Below are 14,697 nucleotides of genomic sequence, written 5' to 3'. Positions count from 1 at the left end.
TAGGGTGGGCAAAGGCGCGAAGCGCCGTGCCCACTTATTCTGTGTCAATCCGGGCAAGCGATGGTGGGCACGCTTCGCTTTGCCCACCCTACCGATTCCACCTCTTCGGTGAATCCGCCACTACTTCACCTTCCCCGCCAGCTTCTTGATCGCCGCCTTGATCGATGCGGCCGCATCGTCATAGCCCTCCCACGCCTTTGATCGCGCCAGAAGTCCTGGCACAGTGCGCAGCGTGTAGCGCCTCGGATCGAGGTCACCCTTCACCTGCGCCCAGGTCAGCGGCATGGAGACGGTGGCGCCGTCGCGGGCGCGCGGCGACAACGGTGCCACGGCCGTCGAAAGACGGTCGTTGCGCAGGTAGTCGAGGAAGATCTTTCCGTTGCGCAGCTTTTTCGACATGTTGAGCAGATATCGCTGCGGATCATCGTCAGCCATCCACCGACATACGCCTTGGGCAAAGGCTTTCGCCTCCTTCCAATCGACCCTGTCCCGCGCACCGTAAAGCAGCGGCACGACGACGTGCATTCCCTTGCCGCCGGTGGTCTTGCAGAAGCTCTCCAGTCCGACGTCGGACAGACGCTGTCGCATCTCCCTGGCCGCCTCGATCACGTTGGGGAAAGCCACGTCCGGCGCGGGATCGAGATCGAACACCAACCGGCCTGGCGTATCATAGGCGTAAGGCGCGCAATTCCAGGGATGCAGCTCGACGCCGCCGATCTGCGCCACCGCCGCCAGCCCCTCGATCCGATCGACCTGCAAATATGGCTTGCGATCGCCGGAGACCTTTGCGAGCTCCAGCAGGTTCGACGTGCCCTGCATGGCGTGACGCTGGAAAAAGCACTCGCCCTTGATGCCGTCGGGCGCTCGAATGAGCGAGCACGGCCTTCCCTTCAGATGCGCGATCATCCATTCGCCGACCGCCTCGAAGTAGTGCGCGAGATCGAGCTTGGTGACGGGATCGCCATCCCCACCGTCTGGCCACAGCTCCTTGTCGGGCTTCGAGATGACGACGCCCATCACTTCCGCGGTACCGGGCTGCTTTGATCTTGTCTTTGACGCAGCCTTCGCCTTGCCCTTCCGCGGCGACGGCTCGGCAAGCTCGGTCTTCACCGGCGCCTCGGCCTCGACCTCCTCGGCGGGCTTATCCTGCCGCAGGCCCTTGAACGCGGCCTGGCGGATATTGCCGTCGGCGGTGAAGCCTGCGAACTCGATCTCGGCCACGAGCTCGGGCTTCAGCCAATGCACGTCGCGGGTCTTCTTCGGCGCGTTCTTGCCGCCGAACGGGCTCTCCCTGGCCTCCGCCGCCTTCAACAGCGGCATGATGCGCTTGACCTTGTCAGCACCAAAGCCGGTGCCGACGATGCCTACAAAGGCGAGATCATTGCCGCGGTGCACGCCCGCCATCAAAGAGCGGAATTTACCATTCGTGGTCTTGTAGCCGCCGATCACGATCTCATGGCCGGCGCGGCATTTCGCCTTGGTCCAGCTTTCGGTGCGCCCTGAACGATAGGGCGCGTCGAGCTTCTTCGAGACCACGCCTTCGAGCTGGAGCTTGCAGGCAGATTGCAGCACGGCATCGCCACCGCTCTCAAAATGCTCGACATAGCGGATCTGGCTCGACTTCCTCTTGCGCGCGTCCAGCAACTTCTTAAGCCGCGTCTTGCGTTCGCCGAGCGGCAGCCGGCGCAGGTCAAGGCCTTCGGCAAACAGGAGATCGAAGGCGAAGAAGATGAGGTCATCGGTCTCGCCGTCCGCAAGCGCCGCCTGCAGCGCGGAGAAGCTCGGCGCTCCGTTGTGGTCGAGCGCGACGATCTCACCATCGATCAGCACGTCCGGCAGCGCGCTGCCTTCCTTAGCGATCGATGCGAATTTTCCGGTCCAGTCGAGGCCTTTGCGGGTCTTGAGGGTTGCTTCGCCATCCTCGACACGAAGCTGCACGCGGTAGCCGTCGAACTTGATCTCGTGGCACCAGCCCTCGCCCGGGTGCGGACGCTCCACCGCCGTGCAGAGCTGTGGCGCGACGAAGTCCGGCATCTCCGACACTTTCTTCGCGGTCGTTGCTGTCGTCGCCTTGCCCTTCTTCAAGGCCGCGCGCGGCGCAGGCTTGATGGTGCGCGTCTCCTGATCGACGCGATTGGACTGCCAGACCGCATCGGCCTTGCCTTTGGTTCCCTTCGCCAGCATGAACGGCTTTGGCGCGCGCCCCTTGCCCTCGGCGATTTGATCCATCGCCCGGCCGGAAGCGACCGATTTGTCCGCGTCCAGGATGTCGTTGCCCTCGCCTTCGCGAGCATAGTCGTCGCGATGCTTGATCAGCAGCCAGTTGGTGCGCTTTTCGCCGTCGCGATTGCGCATGCGCACGAGCACCCAGCTTCCATGCAGCTTGTCGCCATGCAACGTGAACTTGAGGTCGCCCTTCTTGAAGCCGCGCTCGGGATCTTCAGACTCCCAATATCCGCGGTCCCACAGCATCACCGTGCCGCCGCCATACTGGCCTTCCGGAATGGTGCCTTCGAAATCGCCGTAATCGAGCGGATGGTCCTCGACCTCGACCGCGAGCCGCTTGTCATGCGGGTCGAGCGAAGGCCCCTTCGTCACCGCCCAGGACTTGAAGACGCCATCGAACTCCAGCCGGAGATCGTAGTGCAGCCTTGTCGCGTCGTGCTTCTGGATCACGAAACGCCGCTGTTTCGAGGGCGTCACCGCCGTCTCGCCGGACGGCTCCGGAGTGATCTCGAAATCCCGCTTTTTCCGATAGGTGGAGAGGTTTCTCAGCACGACCGGTCCCGCATTTTTTCAAGTGCATTCGAGCCTATCACGGCCAAAGTCCCACCCGGAACCAAAACCCATAAGGTGGGTTGGAGTTCCGAAAACGCATTGAAAACATTGGAGATTGGAATGGCTCCCCGCGCCTATTGGAAAGGAACATTGAAGCTGTCGCTGGTGACTTGCCCGGTCGTCCTTTATCCCGCTGCGACCGCTGCGGCGAAAACACGGTTTCACATGATCAACCGGGAGACCGGCAACCGTCTGAAGCAGCAAATGGTCGATGCCGAGACCGGCGACGTCGTCGAGAGCGATCAGAAGGGACGCGGATACGAGCTACGTAAAGGCAAATATGTCGAGATCGAGCCGGAGGAATTGGAAGCGGTTCAGATCGAAAGCAATCATACGATCGACATCGAAAGCTTCGTGCCGCGCGAGGAGATCGACAAGCGTTACCTCAACCACCCCTACTATGTCGCTCCTGACGGCAAGGCTGCGGTCGATGCCTTTGCTGTGATCCGTGATGCCATGAAGGACGAGGAGCGTGTGGCGCTCGCCAGGATCGTGCTGACGAACCGCGAACATGTCATGGCCATCGAACCGCTCGGCAAGGGTTTGCTCGGCACCACGCTGCGCTACCCCTACGAGCTGCGCGACGAGGACCAGTTCTTCGACGACATCAAGAGCGCGAAGATCACCAAGGACATGGTCGAGCTCGCCGGCCATATCCTGCACACTAAGGCGGCGCATTTCGATCCCAGCAAGTTCAAGGACGAGTACGAGGACGCGCTGAAGGCGCTGGTGAAACGAAAAGCCAGCGGCAAGAAGATCGAGCTGCCTGAGCCGGAAGAACGGCCAAGCAACGTCATCAATCTGATGGACGCGCTGAAGCAAAGCTTGAAGGGAAGAGGCAGGGGACGGGCGTCAGCGCGGTCCCATCCGCGGCGGAGCACGAGCCAGCGTCGCAGCACGCGCAAGACGCATCGTTCGACGGCAAGGCATCGCAAGGCGGGTTGATAGCCTGCGCGCGTGCATCGCCCTACCCCCTCATGGTGAGGAGGCGCGAAGCGCAGTCTCGAACCATGAAGGCCCCGCTGCAGAATACGGGCCCTCATCCTTCGAGACGCGCGTTCCGCGCTCCTCAGGATGAGGAGATAGTCTGATGCCCGGGCAGCTGACTCAATCCCCCGCCTTCAACCGGTACCCGATCCCCGTCTCGGTCAGCACATATTGCGGCCGCTCGGGATCGGCCTCAATCTTCTGGCGAAGCTGGCGGACATAGACGCGCAAGTATTGCGCATCGGTCAGCTCGTCCCATAGCTCTTTCAGCAGGAACCGGTGCGTCAGCACCTTGCCGGCGTGCTGCACGAGCACGCGCAGCAGATCATATTCCTTCGGCGACAGCTTCACTTCGCGCTCACCGACCTTGACGATGCGGCGAACGAGATCGACGGAGAGATCGCCGGCGCGAAACACCGGGCGCTCGCCCTGGACCTGGAGCTGGTGCCGAAGCGCGGCACGCAGCCGCGCCAAGAGCTCGTCCATGCCGAACGGTTTTGTCAGATAGTCGTCGGCCCCGAGATCGAGCGCCTGCACCTTGCCGGCCTCGTCGCCGCGGCTCGACAGCACCACGATCGGCACGCTCTCGTTGCGCGCGCGGATAGTACGGAGCAGTTCGTGGCCCTGGATATCGGGCAGGCCGAGATCGAGGATGATCAGCGCCGGCTCCTCGGTGAGCTTTTCCAGCGCGGTCTTGCCGTTCGACGCTTCCAGGACGTCATAGCCCTGCGTGGTCAGCCCCATCCGCAGCAATTTACGGATGGGCGGCTCGTCGTCGATGATCAGAACCTTGATCGATGGTGCGCTCATGCAGCGGTGTCCAATGCGTTGGTCTGCGCGGGGATCGGCAGGCGAATGGTCAGCATCGCTCCGCTGCGATCCCCGCGGTTCGTCGCCGTGATCGTGCCGCGCATCGCCTCGACGAAGCCGCGGGAGATCGCAAGACCGAGCCCCGTGCCGGGCCGGACATGATCGCCCTTCTGCACGCGATAGAACTTGTCGAACACGCTCTCGAGCTCGCCCGGCGGGATGCCCTCGCCTTCGTCGGCGACCTCCAGCACGACACGATCCTTGTCACGCTGGCTGCGGATCGCGATGGTGGTATCCGGCGGCGAATATTTTGCCGCGTTGTCGAGCAGGTTGAACAGCACCTGCTCGAACAGCACGGCATCGAGCTCGAGCATCGGCAGATCGGCGGCGAGCCGGAGATCGACCTTGTGGCGCGTCAGGATCTTGCTCGCCCGCCTCAGCGCACTGCCGACGATTTCGCCGACGTCGTGCAGCGCCGTGTTCGGCACGATCGCGCCGGATTCGAGCTTGGTCATGTCGAGCAGATTGGCGATGAAGCGATTGAGCCGCTCGGATTCGTCGATCACGGTTGCCAGCAGGTCGCGCTTCTCGGTATCGGACAGGGCGCCGGCGAGGTCACGCATGGTCGAGGCCGCCCCAAGCACGGAGGCGAGCGGCGTTTTCAGGTCGTGCGAGATCGAGGTGAGCAGCGCCGAGCGCAGCCGCTCGGATTCGACCGTGCGCTTGACGCGATCCATATCCTCGACCAGCAGCACGCGCTCGATCGCGAGCGCGCCCTGGTCGACCAGCGCGTCGAGCAGGCGGCGCTGATCGGGCGTGAGCAGCGGGCCGGTGCGGTCATTGTCGATGCCGATCACACCGATCGGGCCGCGCCCGGTGCGCATCGGCAGGAACAGGCGCTTTGCGCCGGGCAGCGTGTCGGAGCCGCGGCCGGCGGGCCGGTCGTTGCTCCAGGCCCAATTGGCCGCAGCAAGGTCAGCCTGGTCGAGCTCATCCTCCGGCGGATAGCCGGACTTGACCGTCAACAGCCCCTCCTCCGGCAACAACAGTACCACGCGCACCTTCAGCATCAGCGCGATCTGGTAGGCCGTCGCCCACAAGACATCGTCGAGCGTCGCGGTGCCCGCCAGCTTGCGGCTGAAGGCATGGAGTTGCTCGGTCATCCTGATGCGCCCGATCGCGGTATCGGCCTGGGTGCGCACGCGAGCCGCGACATTGGACACCAGCATCGCAACCACCATGAACAGGACGAAAGCAGCGACGTTTGTCGGATCGGTGATCGTGAAGGCATAGATCGGCGGCAGAAAGAAGAAGTTGTACGAGAGCGACGCCGCGACGGTGGCGAGCAGTGACGGCCAGAGACCGTAACGCACCGCGACCGCAACCACCGCCGTCAGCAGCACGAGATCGACATTCTCGATGCCAAAATACGGCTGGATCAGCTCGGCCGCGCCAAGTCCAAGCAGAGCGATCCCGAGCGCCTTGAGATAGGGGCGCGGATCGAACGGCTCCGTGCGGGCCGCCGTCTGCACCGCTGTTTTCGGCGCCGCCTCACCTTGTAATTCGTCGCCGGAAATGACGTGCACGGTGATGTTGCCGGAGCGCCGCACGAGGTCGTGCACCACCGAGCCACGCGTCATCTCGAACCAGCGCGATCGCGTCGACTTGCCGATCACGATCTGCGTGACGTTGTTGCCTTGAGCAAAGTTGATGACGTCGTCGGCGATGCGACGGCCGACGCCGGGGATGGTCAGAGCCTCGCCACCGAGCGATTCGGCGAGCCGCAGCGTATCGGCGAGCCGGTCGCGCTCCGCGTCCGAGAGCTGAAGCGATCGCCGCGTCTCGATCGAGATCGCCGTGAATGGCGCGTGCAGCCGGTCGGCCAGCCGCTTGGTGTAGCGCACGAGGCCCGCCGCGCGCGGGTCCTCGCTGACGCATACCAGGATACGCTCGCCCGCGGCCCAGGGACCGGCGATGGCGTTGGCCTGCATATGAGTGAGGAGCTGCTCGTCGACGCGCTCGGCCGTGCGCCGCAGTGCCAGCTCACGCAGCGCCGTGAGATTGCCCGGCGAGAAATAATGCTCCAGCGCCCGCTCGGCCTGCTTGGGCACATAGACCTTGCCCTCCTTCAGCCGCTGGATCAGATCATCGGGCGTGAGGTCGATCAGCTCGATCGCGTCGGCACGATCGAACACCGAATCCGGCACTGTTTCGCGCACTCGCACATGGGTGATCTGCGCGACGACGTCATTCAGGCTTTCGATATGCTGGATGTTGACGGCGGTGTAGACGTCGATGCCGTTCGAGAGTAGCTCTTCGACGTCGAGATAGCGCTTGGGATGTCGGCTTCCATGCACGTTGGTGTGGGCGAGTTCGTCGACGAGGGCGATTTGCGGCCGGCGCGCGATCACCGCGTCGAGGTCCATCTCCTCCAAAACCTGCCCACGATAGTCGAATTTCTTGCGCGGGATGACTTCAAGCCCGCGAAGCAGCGCTTCGGTCTCCGCGCGGCCATGGGTCTCGACGAAACCGACGACGACGTCGATGCCCGCCTTGCGCTTGGCGTGCGCGCTTTGCAGCATCTCATAGGTCTTGCCGACGCCGGGCGCGGCGCCGACGAAGATCTTGAGCTTGCCGCTCGCGCTCTCCTCCCGGCGCGCCGCTTGCAGCAGCGCCTCGGGCGAAGGACGTTGTTCGGGATCGCGGCGCTCTCGGACCATCAGCGCATTATAGTCACCCGGCCAGGGGGAGCCTAGGCCGCTACTTGGCGGCTTGATCGAGCGCTAGGTTCAACGCCAGCACGTTGACCCGGGGCTCGCCGATCAGGCCCAACAGGCGGCCTTCGGTATTGGCGGCCACAATCTGCCTGAGCTGTTCCTCCGGCATACTGCGCGCCTTGGCGACCCGCGGCACCTGGAATTGGGCGGCTTCGGGCGAGATGTGCGGGTCGAGACCGCTGGCGGACGTCGTGACGAGGTCGATCGGCACCGGCTGGCCCGGATTCTGGGCCTTCAGCTTGTCCACATCTTCCTTGAGCCGATCGGCCAGCGCCTTGCTGGTCGGACCGAGGTTGGAGCCGCCGGAATTGGCAGCGTTGTAGGGCGCTGACACCGTCTTGGTCGAATCATTCGGGTCCGGCGCGAGCGTCGCCGACAGGCGACCATGGAAATATCTGTCCTCCTTGAACTCCTGCCCGATCAGGGCGGAGCCGATGACCTTGCCGTCCTTCTCGACCAGACTGCCCTGTGCCTGCGTCGGGAAGAGCACGCCGGCAATTCCGGTCATCGCGAGCGGATAGGCCAGTCCCGTGATGACGGTCAGCGCGACCAGCAGGACGATGGCGGGGCGGATTTCTCTGAGCATGATGTCTCTCCTATTCTCGGTCATTGCGAGCGAAGCGAAGCGAAGCAATCCAGAAATGTCTCCGGTGGTGACGGCCTATCGCGTCGCCGCTCCGCTCCTCGCAATGACGATCTCAAGCAAGGTGCAGGGCGGTGACCACGAGATCGATCGCCTTGATGCCGATAAAGGGAATGATGATGCCTCCCAGGCCGTAGACCATCAGGTTACGGCGCAGGAGCGCACCGGCGCCGACTGCGCGATAGGCGACGCCCTTCAGCGCCAATGGAATCAGCGCGATGATGATCAGTGCGTTGAAGATGATCGCCGACAGGATGGCGCTTTGCGGGCTCGACAGGTTCATCACGTTGAGCACGTTGAGCTGCGGGTAGAACGCCAGGAACATCGCGGGGATGATCGCAAAATATTTCGCGACGTCGTTGGCGATCGAGAAGGTCGTCAGCGCACCGCGCGTCATCAAAAGCTGCTTGCCGATCTCGACTACCTCGATCAGCTTGGTCGGGTTGGAATCGAGGTCGACCATGTTGCCGGCCTCGCGTGCAGCCTGCGTGCCCGTGTTCATGGCGACGCCGACATCTGCCTGCGCTAGCGCCGGCGCATCGTTGGTGCCGTCGCCGCACATCGCAACCAGCTTGCCCTTGGCTTGCTCGTCGCGGATCAGCTTGAGCTTGTCCTCGGGTGTCGCCTGCGCAAGGAAGTCATCGACGCCGGCTTCCGCGGCGATCGCGGCTGCGGTCATCGGATTATCGCCAGTGATCATGATGGTGCGGATGCCCATGCGGCGAAGTTCCGCAAAGCGCTCGCGGATGCCCCCCTTGACGATGTCCTTGAGCTGGACGATGCCCAGCAGGCGACCGTCCTTGGCGACCGCCAGCGGTGTACCGCCGGACTTCGACACCTCATCCGCGATGGCCTGGATCTCGCGTCCGACCTCCGAGAGCGGGGCCGGCTGCATCGCGCGTGCCGTGTTGCCCGAGGCGACCAGCGGCGCACCACCGCCGACATAGTTGAGCATGGCGTCGACCGCACCTTTTCGCACCGATATGCCACCCGCATCGACGCCGCTCATGCGGGTCTGCGCCGTGAACGGGATGAAGGTGGCGCCCAGCTCGGCCATGTCACGGCCGCGGATGCCGTATTTCTCCTTCGCCAGCACGACGATCGATCGCCCCTCGGGCGTCTCGTCGGCGAGCGAGGCGAGCTGGGCTGCGTCAGCGAGCTCCTGCGCGGTCACGCCGCGCACGGGGCGGAACGCAGTCGCCTGGCGATTGCCGAGCGTGATGGTGCCGGTCTTGTCAAGCAGGAGCGTATCGACGTCGCCGGCGGCCTCGACGGCTCTGCCGGACATCGCCAGCACGTTGAAGCGCACCAGGCGGTCCATGCCGGCGATGCCGATCGCCGAGAGCAGCGCGCCGATCGTGGTCGGAATCAGCGTCACGAACAGCGCGACCAGCACGATCACCGAGATCGAGCCGCCTGCATAGGCCGCGTAGCTCGGAATGGTGACGGTGGCGAACACGAAGATGATGGTGAGGCCTGCGAGCAGGATGTTGAGCGCGATCTCGTTCGGCGTCTTCTGCCGTTCGGCGCCCTCGACCAGCTTGATCATGCGGTCGATGAAGGTCGAGCCCTGCGCGGCCGTGATGCGGACGCGGATCCAGTCGGACAGCACCTGTGTGCCGCCGGTCACCGCCGAGCGGTCGCCGCCGGATTCGCGGATCACGGGCGCGGATTCACCGGTGATGGCAGCCTCGTTGACCGATGCGACGCCCTCGATCACTTCGCCATCGGAGGGAATCGTATCACCGGCCTCGACCAGCACGACATCGCCGACCTTGAGGCTGGTGCCAGGCACCAGCTTGAAGGTCTGGTCGGAGCCGGTCAGCAGCTTGGCTTGGCTTTCCGTGCGGGTCTTGCGAAGCGAATCCGCCTGCGCCTTGCCGCGGCCTTCCGCCACCGCCTCCGCAAAATTGGCGAAGAGCACCGTGAACCACAGCCAGAGGATGATCTGGAAGGTGAACCCGAGGCCCGCCCCGCCGGTGAGGAGGTCGCGCAGGAAGATGACGGTCGTGAGCGCCGCGACGATCTCGACCACGAACATCACGGGGTTCTTGATCATGACCCGTGGATCGAGCTTGGTGATGGACGCGCGAACCGCGGGCACAACGATCTTCGGATCGAGCATCGCCGAGACGGAAGCGCGCTTTTGCAGTTTCATGGTTTCCATGGAGGTCACTCCAGACAATTCGATCAGAAGACGTTGCCGGCGTTCATCGCGAGATGCTCGACGATGGGTCCGAGCGCGAGCGCCGGGAAGAAGGTCAGGCCGCCAATGATAAGGATGACGCCGACGACCAGGCCGACGAACAGCCCGCCCGTGGTCGGGAACGTGCCGGCTGACGGCGGATGAGTCTTCTTCCCCGCCAGCGAACCGGCGATCGCCATTGCGGGGATGATCATGAAGAACCGACCTACGAACATCGCACTGGCGAGCGTCAGGTTGTAGAAGAAGGTGTTGCCGGTGAGGCCCGCGAAGGCCGAACCGTTGTTGCCGGTCGCCGAGGTGTAAGCGTAGAGCACCTCGGTGAAGCCGTGCGGCCCCGCGTTCGCCATCGAGGCTACCGCCGGCGGGAACACCACGGCAACCGCGGTCCAGCCGAGATACATCAGGGGCAGCACCAGGATCGCGAGCATCGCCATCTTGACCTCGCGCGCCTCGATCTTCTTGCCGACATATTCCGGCGTGCGGCCAACCATGAGCCCCGCGACGAAGATCGCGATCACCACGAACAGCAACATGCCATAGAGGCCGGCGCCCACGCCGCCGACGATGATCTCGCCGAGCTGCATGTTGATCAGCGGGATCATGCCGCCAAGCGCGGTGAAGCTGTCATGCATGGCGTTGACGGCGCCGCAGGACGCGGCCGTGGTGATCACGGCGAACAACGAGGATGCGACGATGCCGAAGCGAACCTCCTTGCCCTCCATGTTACCTCCGGTGAGACCCAGCGCCTGCAGGGTTGAGGTGCCGTTGGCCTCGGCCCAATAGGTCACCGCGACACCTGCGACGAACAAGACGCCCATCACGGCGAGGATCGCCCAGCCCTGGCGCGGGTTGCCGACCATGCGGCCGAACACGTTGGTAAGTGCAGCACCCAACGCAAAGATCGAAATCATCTGCACGAAGTTCGACAGCGCGGTCGGGTTCTCGAAGGGATGCGCCGCATTGGCGTTGAAGAAGCCGCCGCCATTGGTGCCGAGCATCTTGATCGCAACCTGCGACGCCACCGGGCCGACCGCGATGGTCTGCCTGGCTCCTTCGAGCGTGGTCGCCTCGACATAGTCGCCAAGCGTCTGAGGCATGCCCTGCGAAACCAGGAACAGCGCATAGACGATGCATATCGGCAGCAGCACATATAGGGTGCAGCGCGTGACATCGACCCAGAAATTGCCGATGGTGCGCATCGACGCGCGCGAAAAGCCGCGGATCAGCGCCACGGCAAGCGCGATGCCGGTCGCTGCCGACAGGAAGTTCTGGTGCGTCAGGCCCAGCATCTGCACGAGATACGATACCGTGCTCTCGCCGCCGTAGTTCTGCCAGTTGGTGTTGGTGATGAAGGAGACGGCGGTGTTGAAGGACAAATCCTCCGCGACCGCCGACTGACCGGCCGGGTTGAACGGCAGCACGGCCTGGAGCCGCATTACGGCATAGATGATGAGGAAGCCGCCGATGTGGAATAGCAGCATCGCGACCGTATAGGTCAGCCAATGCTGCTCCCGCTTCTCGTCCACGCCGGAGATCCAGTAGAGCCCGGCCTCGACCGGGCGCAGCACGGGCGACAGGAAGGTGCGCTCACCATTGAAGACGCGGGTCATGTACCAGCCGAGCGGCTTGGTCAGGGCGAGGATGATGACGCAGAACAGAATGATCTGGAGCCAACCGATGACAGTCATGGCATTAACCTTTGAGGACTCGCCTTCCGTGCAGAAGCGGTGGAAGCAACGTAAGCAGAAGCGCGACGAGCAGAGCGTCCGCCAGCAGCAGTTTGAGCAGCAGAAGCACCGTCAGAACCGCTCGGGCCGCAGCAACGCATAAGTGAGGTAGAAGAGAAGGCCCAGCGAGACGACCGCGGCGAGCGAATAATCGAAGATCATGGTCAAGCTCCCGTCAGAGCCGTTCGCAGGCGTAGGTGTAGCCGATCGCGAGCGCGAAGAAGGCCGAAGCCAACGCCAGCATGATGATATCGAGCATGAGAGTATCCCTATGCATCCAAGCGCAGTCCGGATACGGATGCCGCGCTGTCAGGCCGACAAGTGCCACCCGAGGCATAGGTTTTCGAGATGGAGGCTATGGCGACGATATAGGAATCTCATAAAGGCCGAGCGCGGCGTGGAGCTCTGGCAGTTCTACAGGTGTCTGGCTGGCGCGCTGGCCGGCGTCACAAATCACGCTGTCGTCCTGGCGCGCCGGGACGACGATTGTGAGTTTGGAGAAGCTACGGACCCCTTACGCGGCCCGCTCCGATCTTTATGAAATCCCTATATTTCTCTCCCCTGCCCCATCTCGCTTTCAAATGCCCCTCCCGCGATCTTGATGGCATCGGCTGCGGACCCGCAACCGGCCCATGATCGAGACGCCGTCATGTCTTCCGTTCTGCAAAATTTCGATCCGGCCTCGCTCGGCGAGCGGCTTCGCAGAGCGCAGGCGGTCACGCGGCCCCTGATGCTCGACCTCATCGACAAGGCCTGCCGCCGTTTCCCTTCGCTCGGGCAGAGCGAACGAACCGCACGGCTGTCGCGCCTGATCGATGCCGAAGCCTGGGCCGATGCTGCGCTCGTGCTCCTGGAACTCGAATTGCCACTGTGGCAGGTCCGCCGCATCGCCTATGACGATGGCGAATGGTATTGCGCGCTCTCGCGCGAACGCGAGTTGCCGGATTGGCTGGAGAACTCGGTCGAGGCGCAGCACGCCGATCTCGCTCTCGCTCTGCTCTCGGTTGTTGTAGAGGCGCAGATGCTAAGTGCGGAAAAGACCCGGCCAAGCGTTCCGTCCGTTCGCCAGGCCGCGAGTCAGCTGTACGAACCGGTCAACTGCGATCATTTCGGCTAGCTCGCAGTCGGGTGCACCGAACCTTGTCGCGATCGCCAGACATGCCACACGCGCTGAGCACACCCAAGGTGCTCGTGCGCTTTCTCGTGCGGGCCGCGCTGCTCGGCTGCTTTGCTGCGTTCAGCAGCGTCGGCTTCGGCAAGAGCCTCACTGCCCTGCTCTGGATGGCGATCATCCTGTGCGTACTCGTCGGGCTGATCAAGCGCGAGCCACCGTTCCGCACGCGCCTTAATCATTGGGACGAGGCGGTCGCGTTCGGCGCATTGTTTGCGCTGGTGCATGTCGTCGGTCTTGTCGAAGCAGTCTGAAGACCGTTCTCCCCCGACTTTATAACGTTCCTACAAGATCGCCCCGCGGCCGCCCTCGAAATCATATTCGCAAGCCGAGATATTAGCGGGACAAGCCACGCAAAGCGTGCCCGCAACGAATTCTCCCAATATTCGTCGGAAGCGGACAGCCTCCGTCGGAGGGTGCGCATTTGCGTCGACCAGAAGGAATTCTAACGTGAAACTCGTCGAACCTCCGTCGTGCAGCTCGCCTTCAACTGTTGTCTTCATCGGCCGGAATCGCAGGGGACAGTGGGTCGCCCAGGAACAGGACGGCCTCTATGGCGGGCTCTTCGTCAGCCGCGCCCAAGCGATCAAGTACGCGCTGTTCGAGAACGGACATCATATCGAAACCATCGTCGAACTGCCTCGTGAGATCGAGCTCGACATGAACCGCACGCCGCAAGTGGCCGCCGACCGGCGCGCCGCCTGACGGAACGCAGATCTTCCCAGAGAGTATCCAAATGCTCCAGCTCCATTCAGTTACCCCCGAGCACGATCAGGTCGTCGAGACCACGATCGCGCTTACGCATCTTTCCAACCTCCATCGTGCGATCGTCGCGGGCCAGGGCAGTACCAGCCTGTATCTCGCCCTGCGGCGGCGCGGCTTTGTCCGGATTGGATTCCCGTCGACGTTTCGCCTGCGCAAGGCGACATGCGCCGTCGGTCTCATCACCGTCCAGGAATCGATCGACGAATTTGAAAGCGCCTTTGCGCAAATCGCCCCTTCCCTGAGTGCCGCAGCGACAATTGCGGTTCGCATCAAGGCGGGCGAAAGCGGTTTCGCACTCAAGATCCGCAAGAAGCTCGAACAGCTCGGCTTCCGGATCGAAGCGGGCGTGAGGTGCCATCAAGGGCTGGTTCTGTCTGCGCGGCGACAAGGCCTCGCTCAGATGGACCGCGCGGCGTGAGGTCCCCTAACCATGCTCGTCCCTCCGTCCGTCTGGCTCGCCGGCTATATCCCTGATCTGCCGACCCCGTTCAACGCGGCAGGCCTCGTCGATCTCAAGGCTTTCGCAATGCTCTGCGAGCGCCAGATCGCGGCCGGTGCTCCGGCGCTCCTGGTTTGTGAGACGACTGGCGAAGCTCCAACGCTGACGGCGGCCGAGCAGGAGCTGATCATCCGCGCTGCGGTCGATGTCGCGCGCGGTCGATGCAGGATCATCGCCGGCGCCGTTGCGAACGCAACCGATCATGCCATCGAGCTCACCCGTCGGGCGGAAGCCGCTGGCGCGGACGCAGTCCTGTCGGTCGTGCCGTACTACA

At 63.5% G+C, this 14,697-nt stretch carries 13 protein-coding genes; 5 read left to right on the top strand and 8 right to left on the bottom strand.

Features of this window, described 5'->3' with window-relative positions; all coding sequences use genetic code 11:
• Positions 1 to 120: 120 nt before the first annotated feature.
• On the bottom strand, positions 121 to 2,778 hold the full coding sequence (ligD, locus tag SO139_RS21745) for a DNA ligase D (protein WP_449381088.1): 2,658 nt from the start codon (positions 2,776 to 2,778) through the stop codon (positions 121 to 123).
• Positions 2,779 to 2,898: 120 nt separating this feature from the next.
• Here ligD and ku point away from each other — a divergent pair, with 120 nt between their 5' ends.
• Positions 2,899 to 3,783 carry a non-homologous end joining protein Ku gene (gene ku / locus SO139_RS21740; protein WP_449381089.1) on the top strand — a complete coding sequence of 295 codons (885 nt, stop codon included), beginning with the start codon at positions 2,899 to 2,901 and terminating at the stop codon, positions 3,781 to 3,783.
• A 162-nt stretch (positions 3,784 to 3,945) separates the two neighbouring features.
• Here ku and SO139_RS21735 read toward each other — a convergent pair whose 3' ends face one another.
• The 6 genes from SO139_RS21735 to SO139_RS21710 all read right to left on the bottom strand — a co-directional run bounded on the left by SO139_RS21735 (position 3,946) and on the right by SO139_RS21710 (position 12,150).
• A complete protein-coding gene (locus SO139_RS21735) occupies positions 3,946 to 4,635 on the bottom strand; it encodes a response regulator (protein ID WP_449381090.1) in 690 nt (229 codons plus the stop codon).
• Positions 4,632 to 7,355: a DUF4118 domain-containing protein gene (locus SO139_RS21730; RefSeq protein ID WP_449381091.1), complete on the bottom strand. Its 2,724-nt coding sequence runs from the start codon at positions 7,353 to 7,355 to the stop codon at positions 4,632 to 4,634. Before SO139_RS21730 ends, SO139_RS21735 begins: the two co-directional genes overlap by 4 nt.
• Before the next feature lie 40 nt (positions 7,356 to 7,395).
• Positions 7,396 to 7,998: a K(+)-transporting ATPase subunit C gene (locus tag SO139_RS21725; protein ID WP_449381092.1), complete on the bottom strand. Its 603-nt coding sequence runs from the start codon at positions 7,996 to 7,998 to the stop codon at positions 7,396 to 7,398.
• A 112-nt stretch (positions 7,999 to 8,110) separates the two neighbouring features.
• Positions 8,111 to 10,222: a potassium-transporting ATPase subunit KdpB gene (gene kdpB / locus SO139_RS21720; protein ID WP_449381093.1), complete on the bottom strand. Its 2,112-nt coding sequence runs from the start codon at positions 10,220 to 10,222 to the stop codon at positions 8,111 to 8,113.
• A 23-nt stretch (positions 10,223 to 10,245) separates the two neighbouring features.
• On the bottom strand, positions 10,246 to 11,949 hold the full coding sequence (gene kdpA, locus SO139_RS21715) for a potassium-transporting ATPase subunit KdpA (protein ID WP_449381094.1): 1,704 nt from the start codon (positions 11,947 to 11,949) through the stop codon (positions 10,246 to 10,248).
• Between the two features lie 111 nt (positions 11,950 to 12,060).
• The gene (locus SO139_RS21710) at positions 12,061 to 12,150 is read right to left on the bottom strand and encodes a K(+)-transporting ATPase subunit F (protein WP_298102122.1); all 90 of its coding nucleotides are present in this window, start codon (positions 12,148 to 12,150) and stop codon (positions 12,061 to 12,063) included.
• Positions 12,151 to 12,637: 487 nt separating this feature from the next.
• On the opposite strand from SO139_RS21710, the gene SO139_RS21705 reads away from it, so the two are divergent.
• From SO139_RS21705 to SO139_RS21695, 3 genes are all read left to right on the top strand, one after another.
• Positions 12,638 to 13,105 carry a hypothetical protein gene (locus SO139_RS21705; protein ID WP_449381095.1) on the top strand — a complete coding sequence of 156 codons (468 nt, stop codon included), beginning with the start codon at positions 12,638 to 12,640 and terminating at the stop codon, positions 13,103 to 13,105.
• Positions 13,106 to 13,146: 41 nt separating this feature from the next.
• The gene (locus SO139_RS21700; protein WP_449381096.1) at positions 13,147 to 13,413 is read left to right on the top strand and encodes a hypothetical protein; all 267 of its coding nucleotides are present in this window, start codon (positions 13,147 to 13,149) and stop codon (positions 13,411 to 13,413) included.
• A gap of 196 nt (positions 13,414 to 13,609) precedes the next feature.
• A complete protein-coding gene (locus tag SO139_RS21695) occupies positions 13,610 to 13,864 on the top strand; it encodes a hypothetical protein (protein WP_449381097.1) in 255 nt (84 codons plus the stop codon).
• A 46-nt stretch (positions 13,865 to 13,910) separates the two neighbouring features.
• Here SO139_RS21695 and SO139_RS21690 read toward each other — a convergent pair whose 3' ends face one another.
• On the bottom strand, positions 13,911 to 14,312 hold the full coding sequence (locus tag SO139_RS21690) for a hypothetical protein (RefSeq protein WP_449381098.1): 402 nt from the start codon (positions 14,310 to 14,312) through the stop codon (positions 13,911 to 13,913).
• A 42-nt stretch (positions 14,313 to 14,354) separates the two neighbouring features.
• Between SO139_RS21690 and SO139_RS21685 the strand changes: the two genes are divergently transcribed.
• Positions 14,355 to 14,697, top strand: a 343-nt coding sequence (locus SO139_RS21685) for a dihydrodipicolinate synthase family protein (RefSeq protein WP_498540557.1), incomplete at its 3' end; no start/stop codon positions are given.

It is taken from the genome of Bradyrhizobium sp. UFLA05-89 (genome assembly GCF_059803475.1).
The sequence above is the reverse complement of the archived record's forward strand: the minus strand, read 5'-3'. Positions and strand labels throughout refer to the sequence as shown.

What these genes read in the sequence shown, in the direction of transcription:
- ku (WP_449381089.1), top strand. Translation starts at nt 2,899, where the DNA reads ATGGCTCCCCGCGCCTATTGGAAAGGAACATTGAAGCTGTCGCTGGTG.
- SO139_RS21735 (WP_449381090.1), bottom strand. Translation starts at nt 4,635, where the DNA reads ATGAGCGCACCATCGATCAAGGTTCTGATCATCGACGACGAGCCGCCC.
- SO139_RS21730 (WP_449381091.1), bottom strand. Translation starts at nt 7,355, where the DNA reads ATGGTCCGAGAGCGCCGCGATCCCGAACAACGTCCTTCGCCCGAGGCG.
- SO139_RS21725 (WP_449381092.1), bottom strand. Translation starts at nt 7,998, where the DNA reads ATGCTCAGAGAAATCCGCCCCGCCATCGTCCTGCTGGTCGCGCTGACC.
- kdpB (WP_449381093.1), bottom strand. Translation starts at nt 10,222, where the DNA reads ATGGAAACCATGAAACTGCAAAAGCGCGCTTCCGTCTCGGCGATGCTC.
- kdpA (WP_449381094.1), bottom strand. Translation starts at nt 11,949, where the DNA reads ATGACTGTCATCGGTTGGCTCCAGATCATTCTGTTCTGCGTCATCATC.
- SO139_RS21710 (WP_298102122.1), bottom strand. Translation starts at nt 12,150, where the DNA reads ATGATCTTCGATTATTCGCTCGCCGCGGTCGTCTCGCTGGGCCTTCTC.
- SO139_RS21705 (WP_449381095.1), top strand. Translation starts at nt 12,638, where the DNA reads ATGTCTTCCGTTCTGCAAAATTTCGATCCGGCCTCGCTCGGCGAGCGG.
- SO139_RS21700 (WP_449381096.1), top strand. Translation starts at nt 13,147, where the DNA reads ATGCCACACGCGCTGAGCACACCCAAGGTGCTCGTGCGCTTTCTCGTG.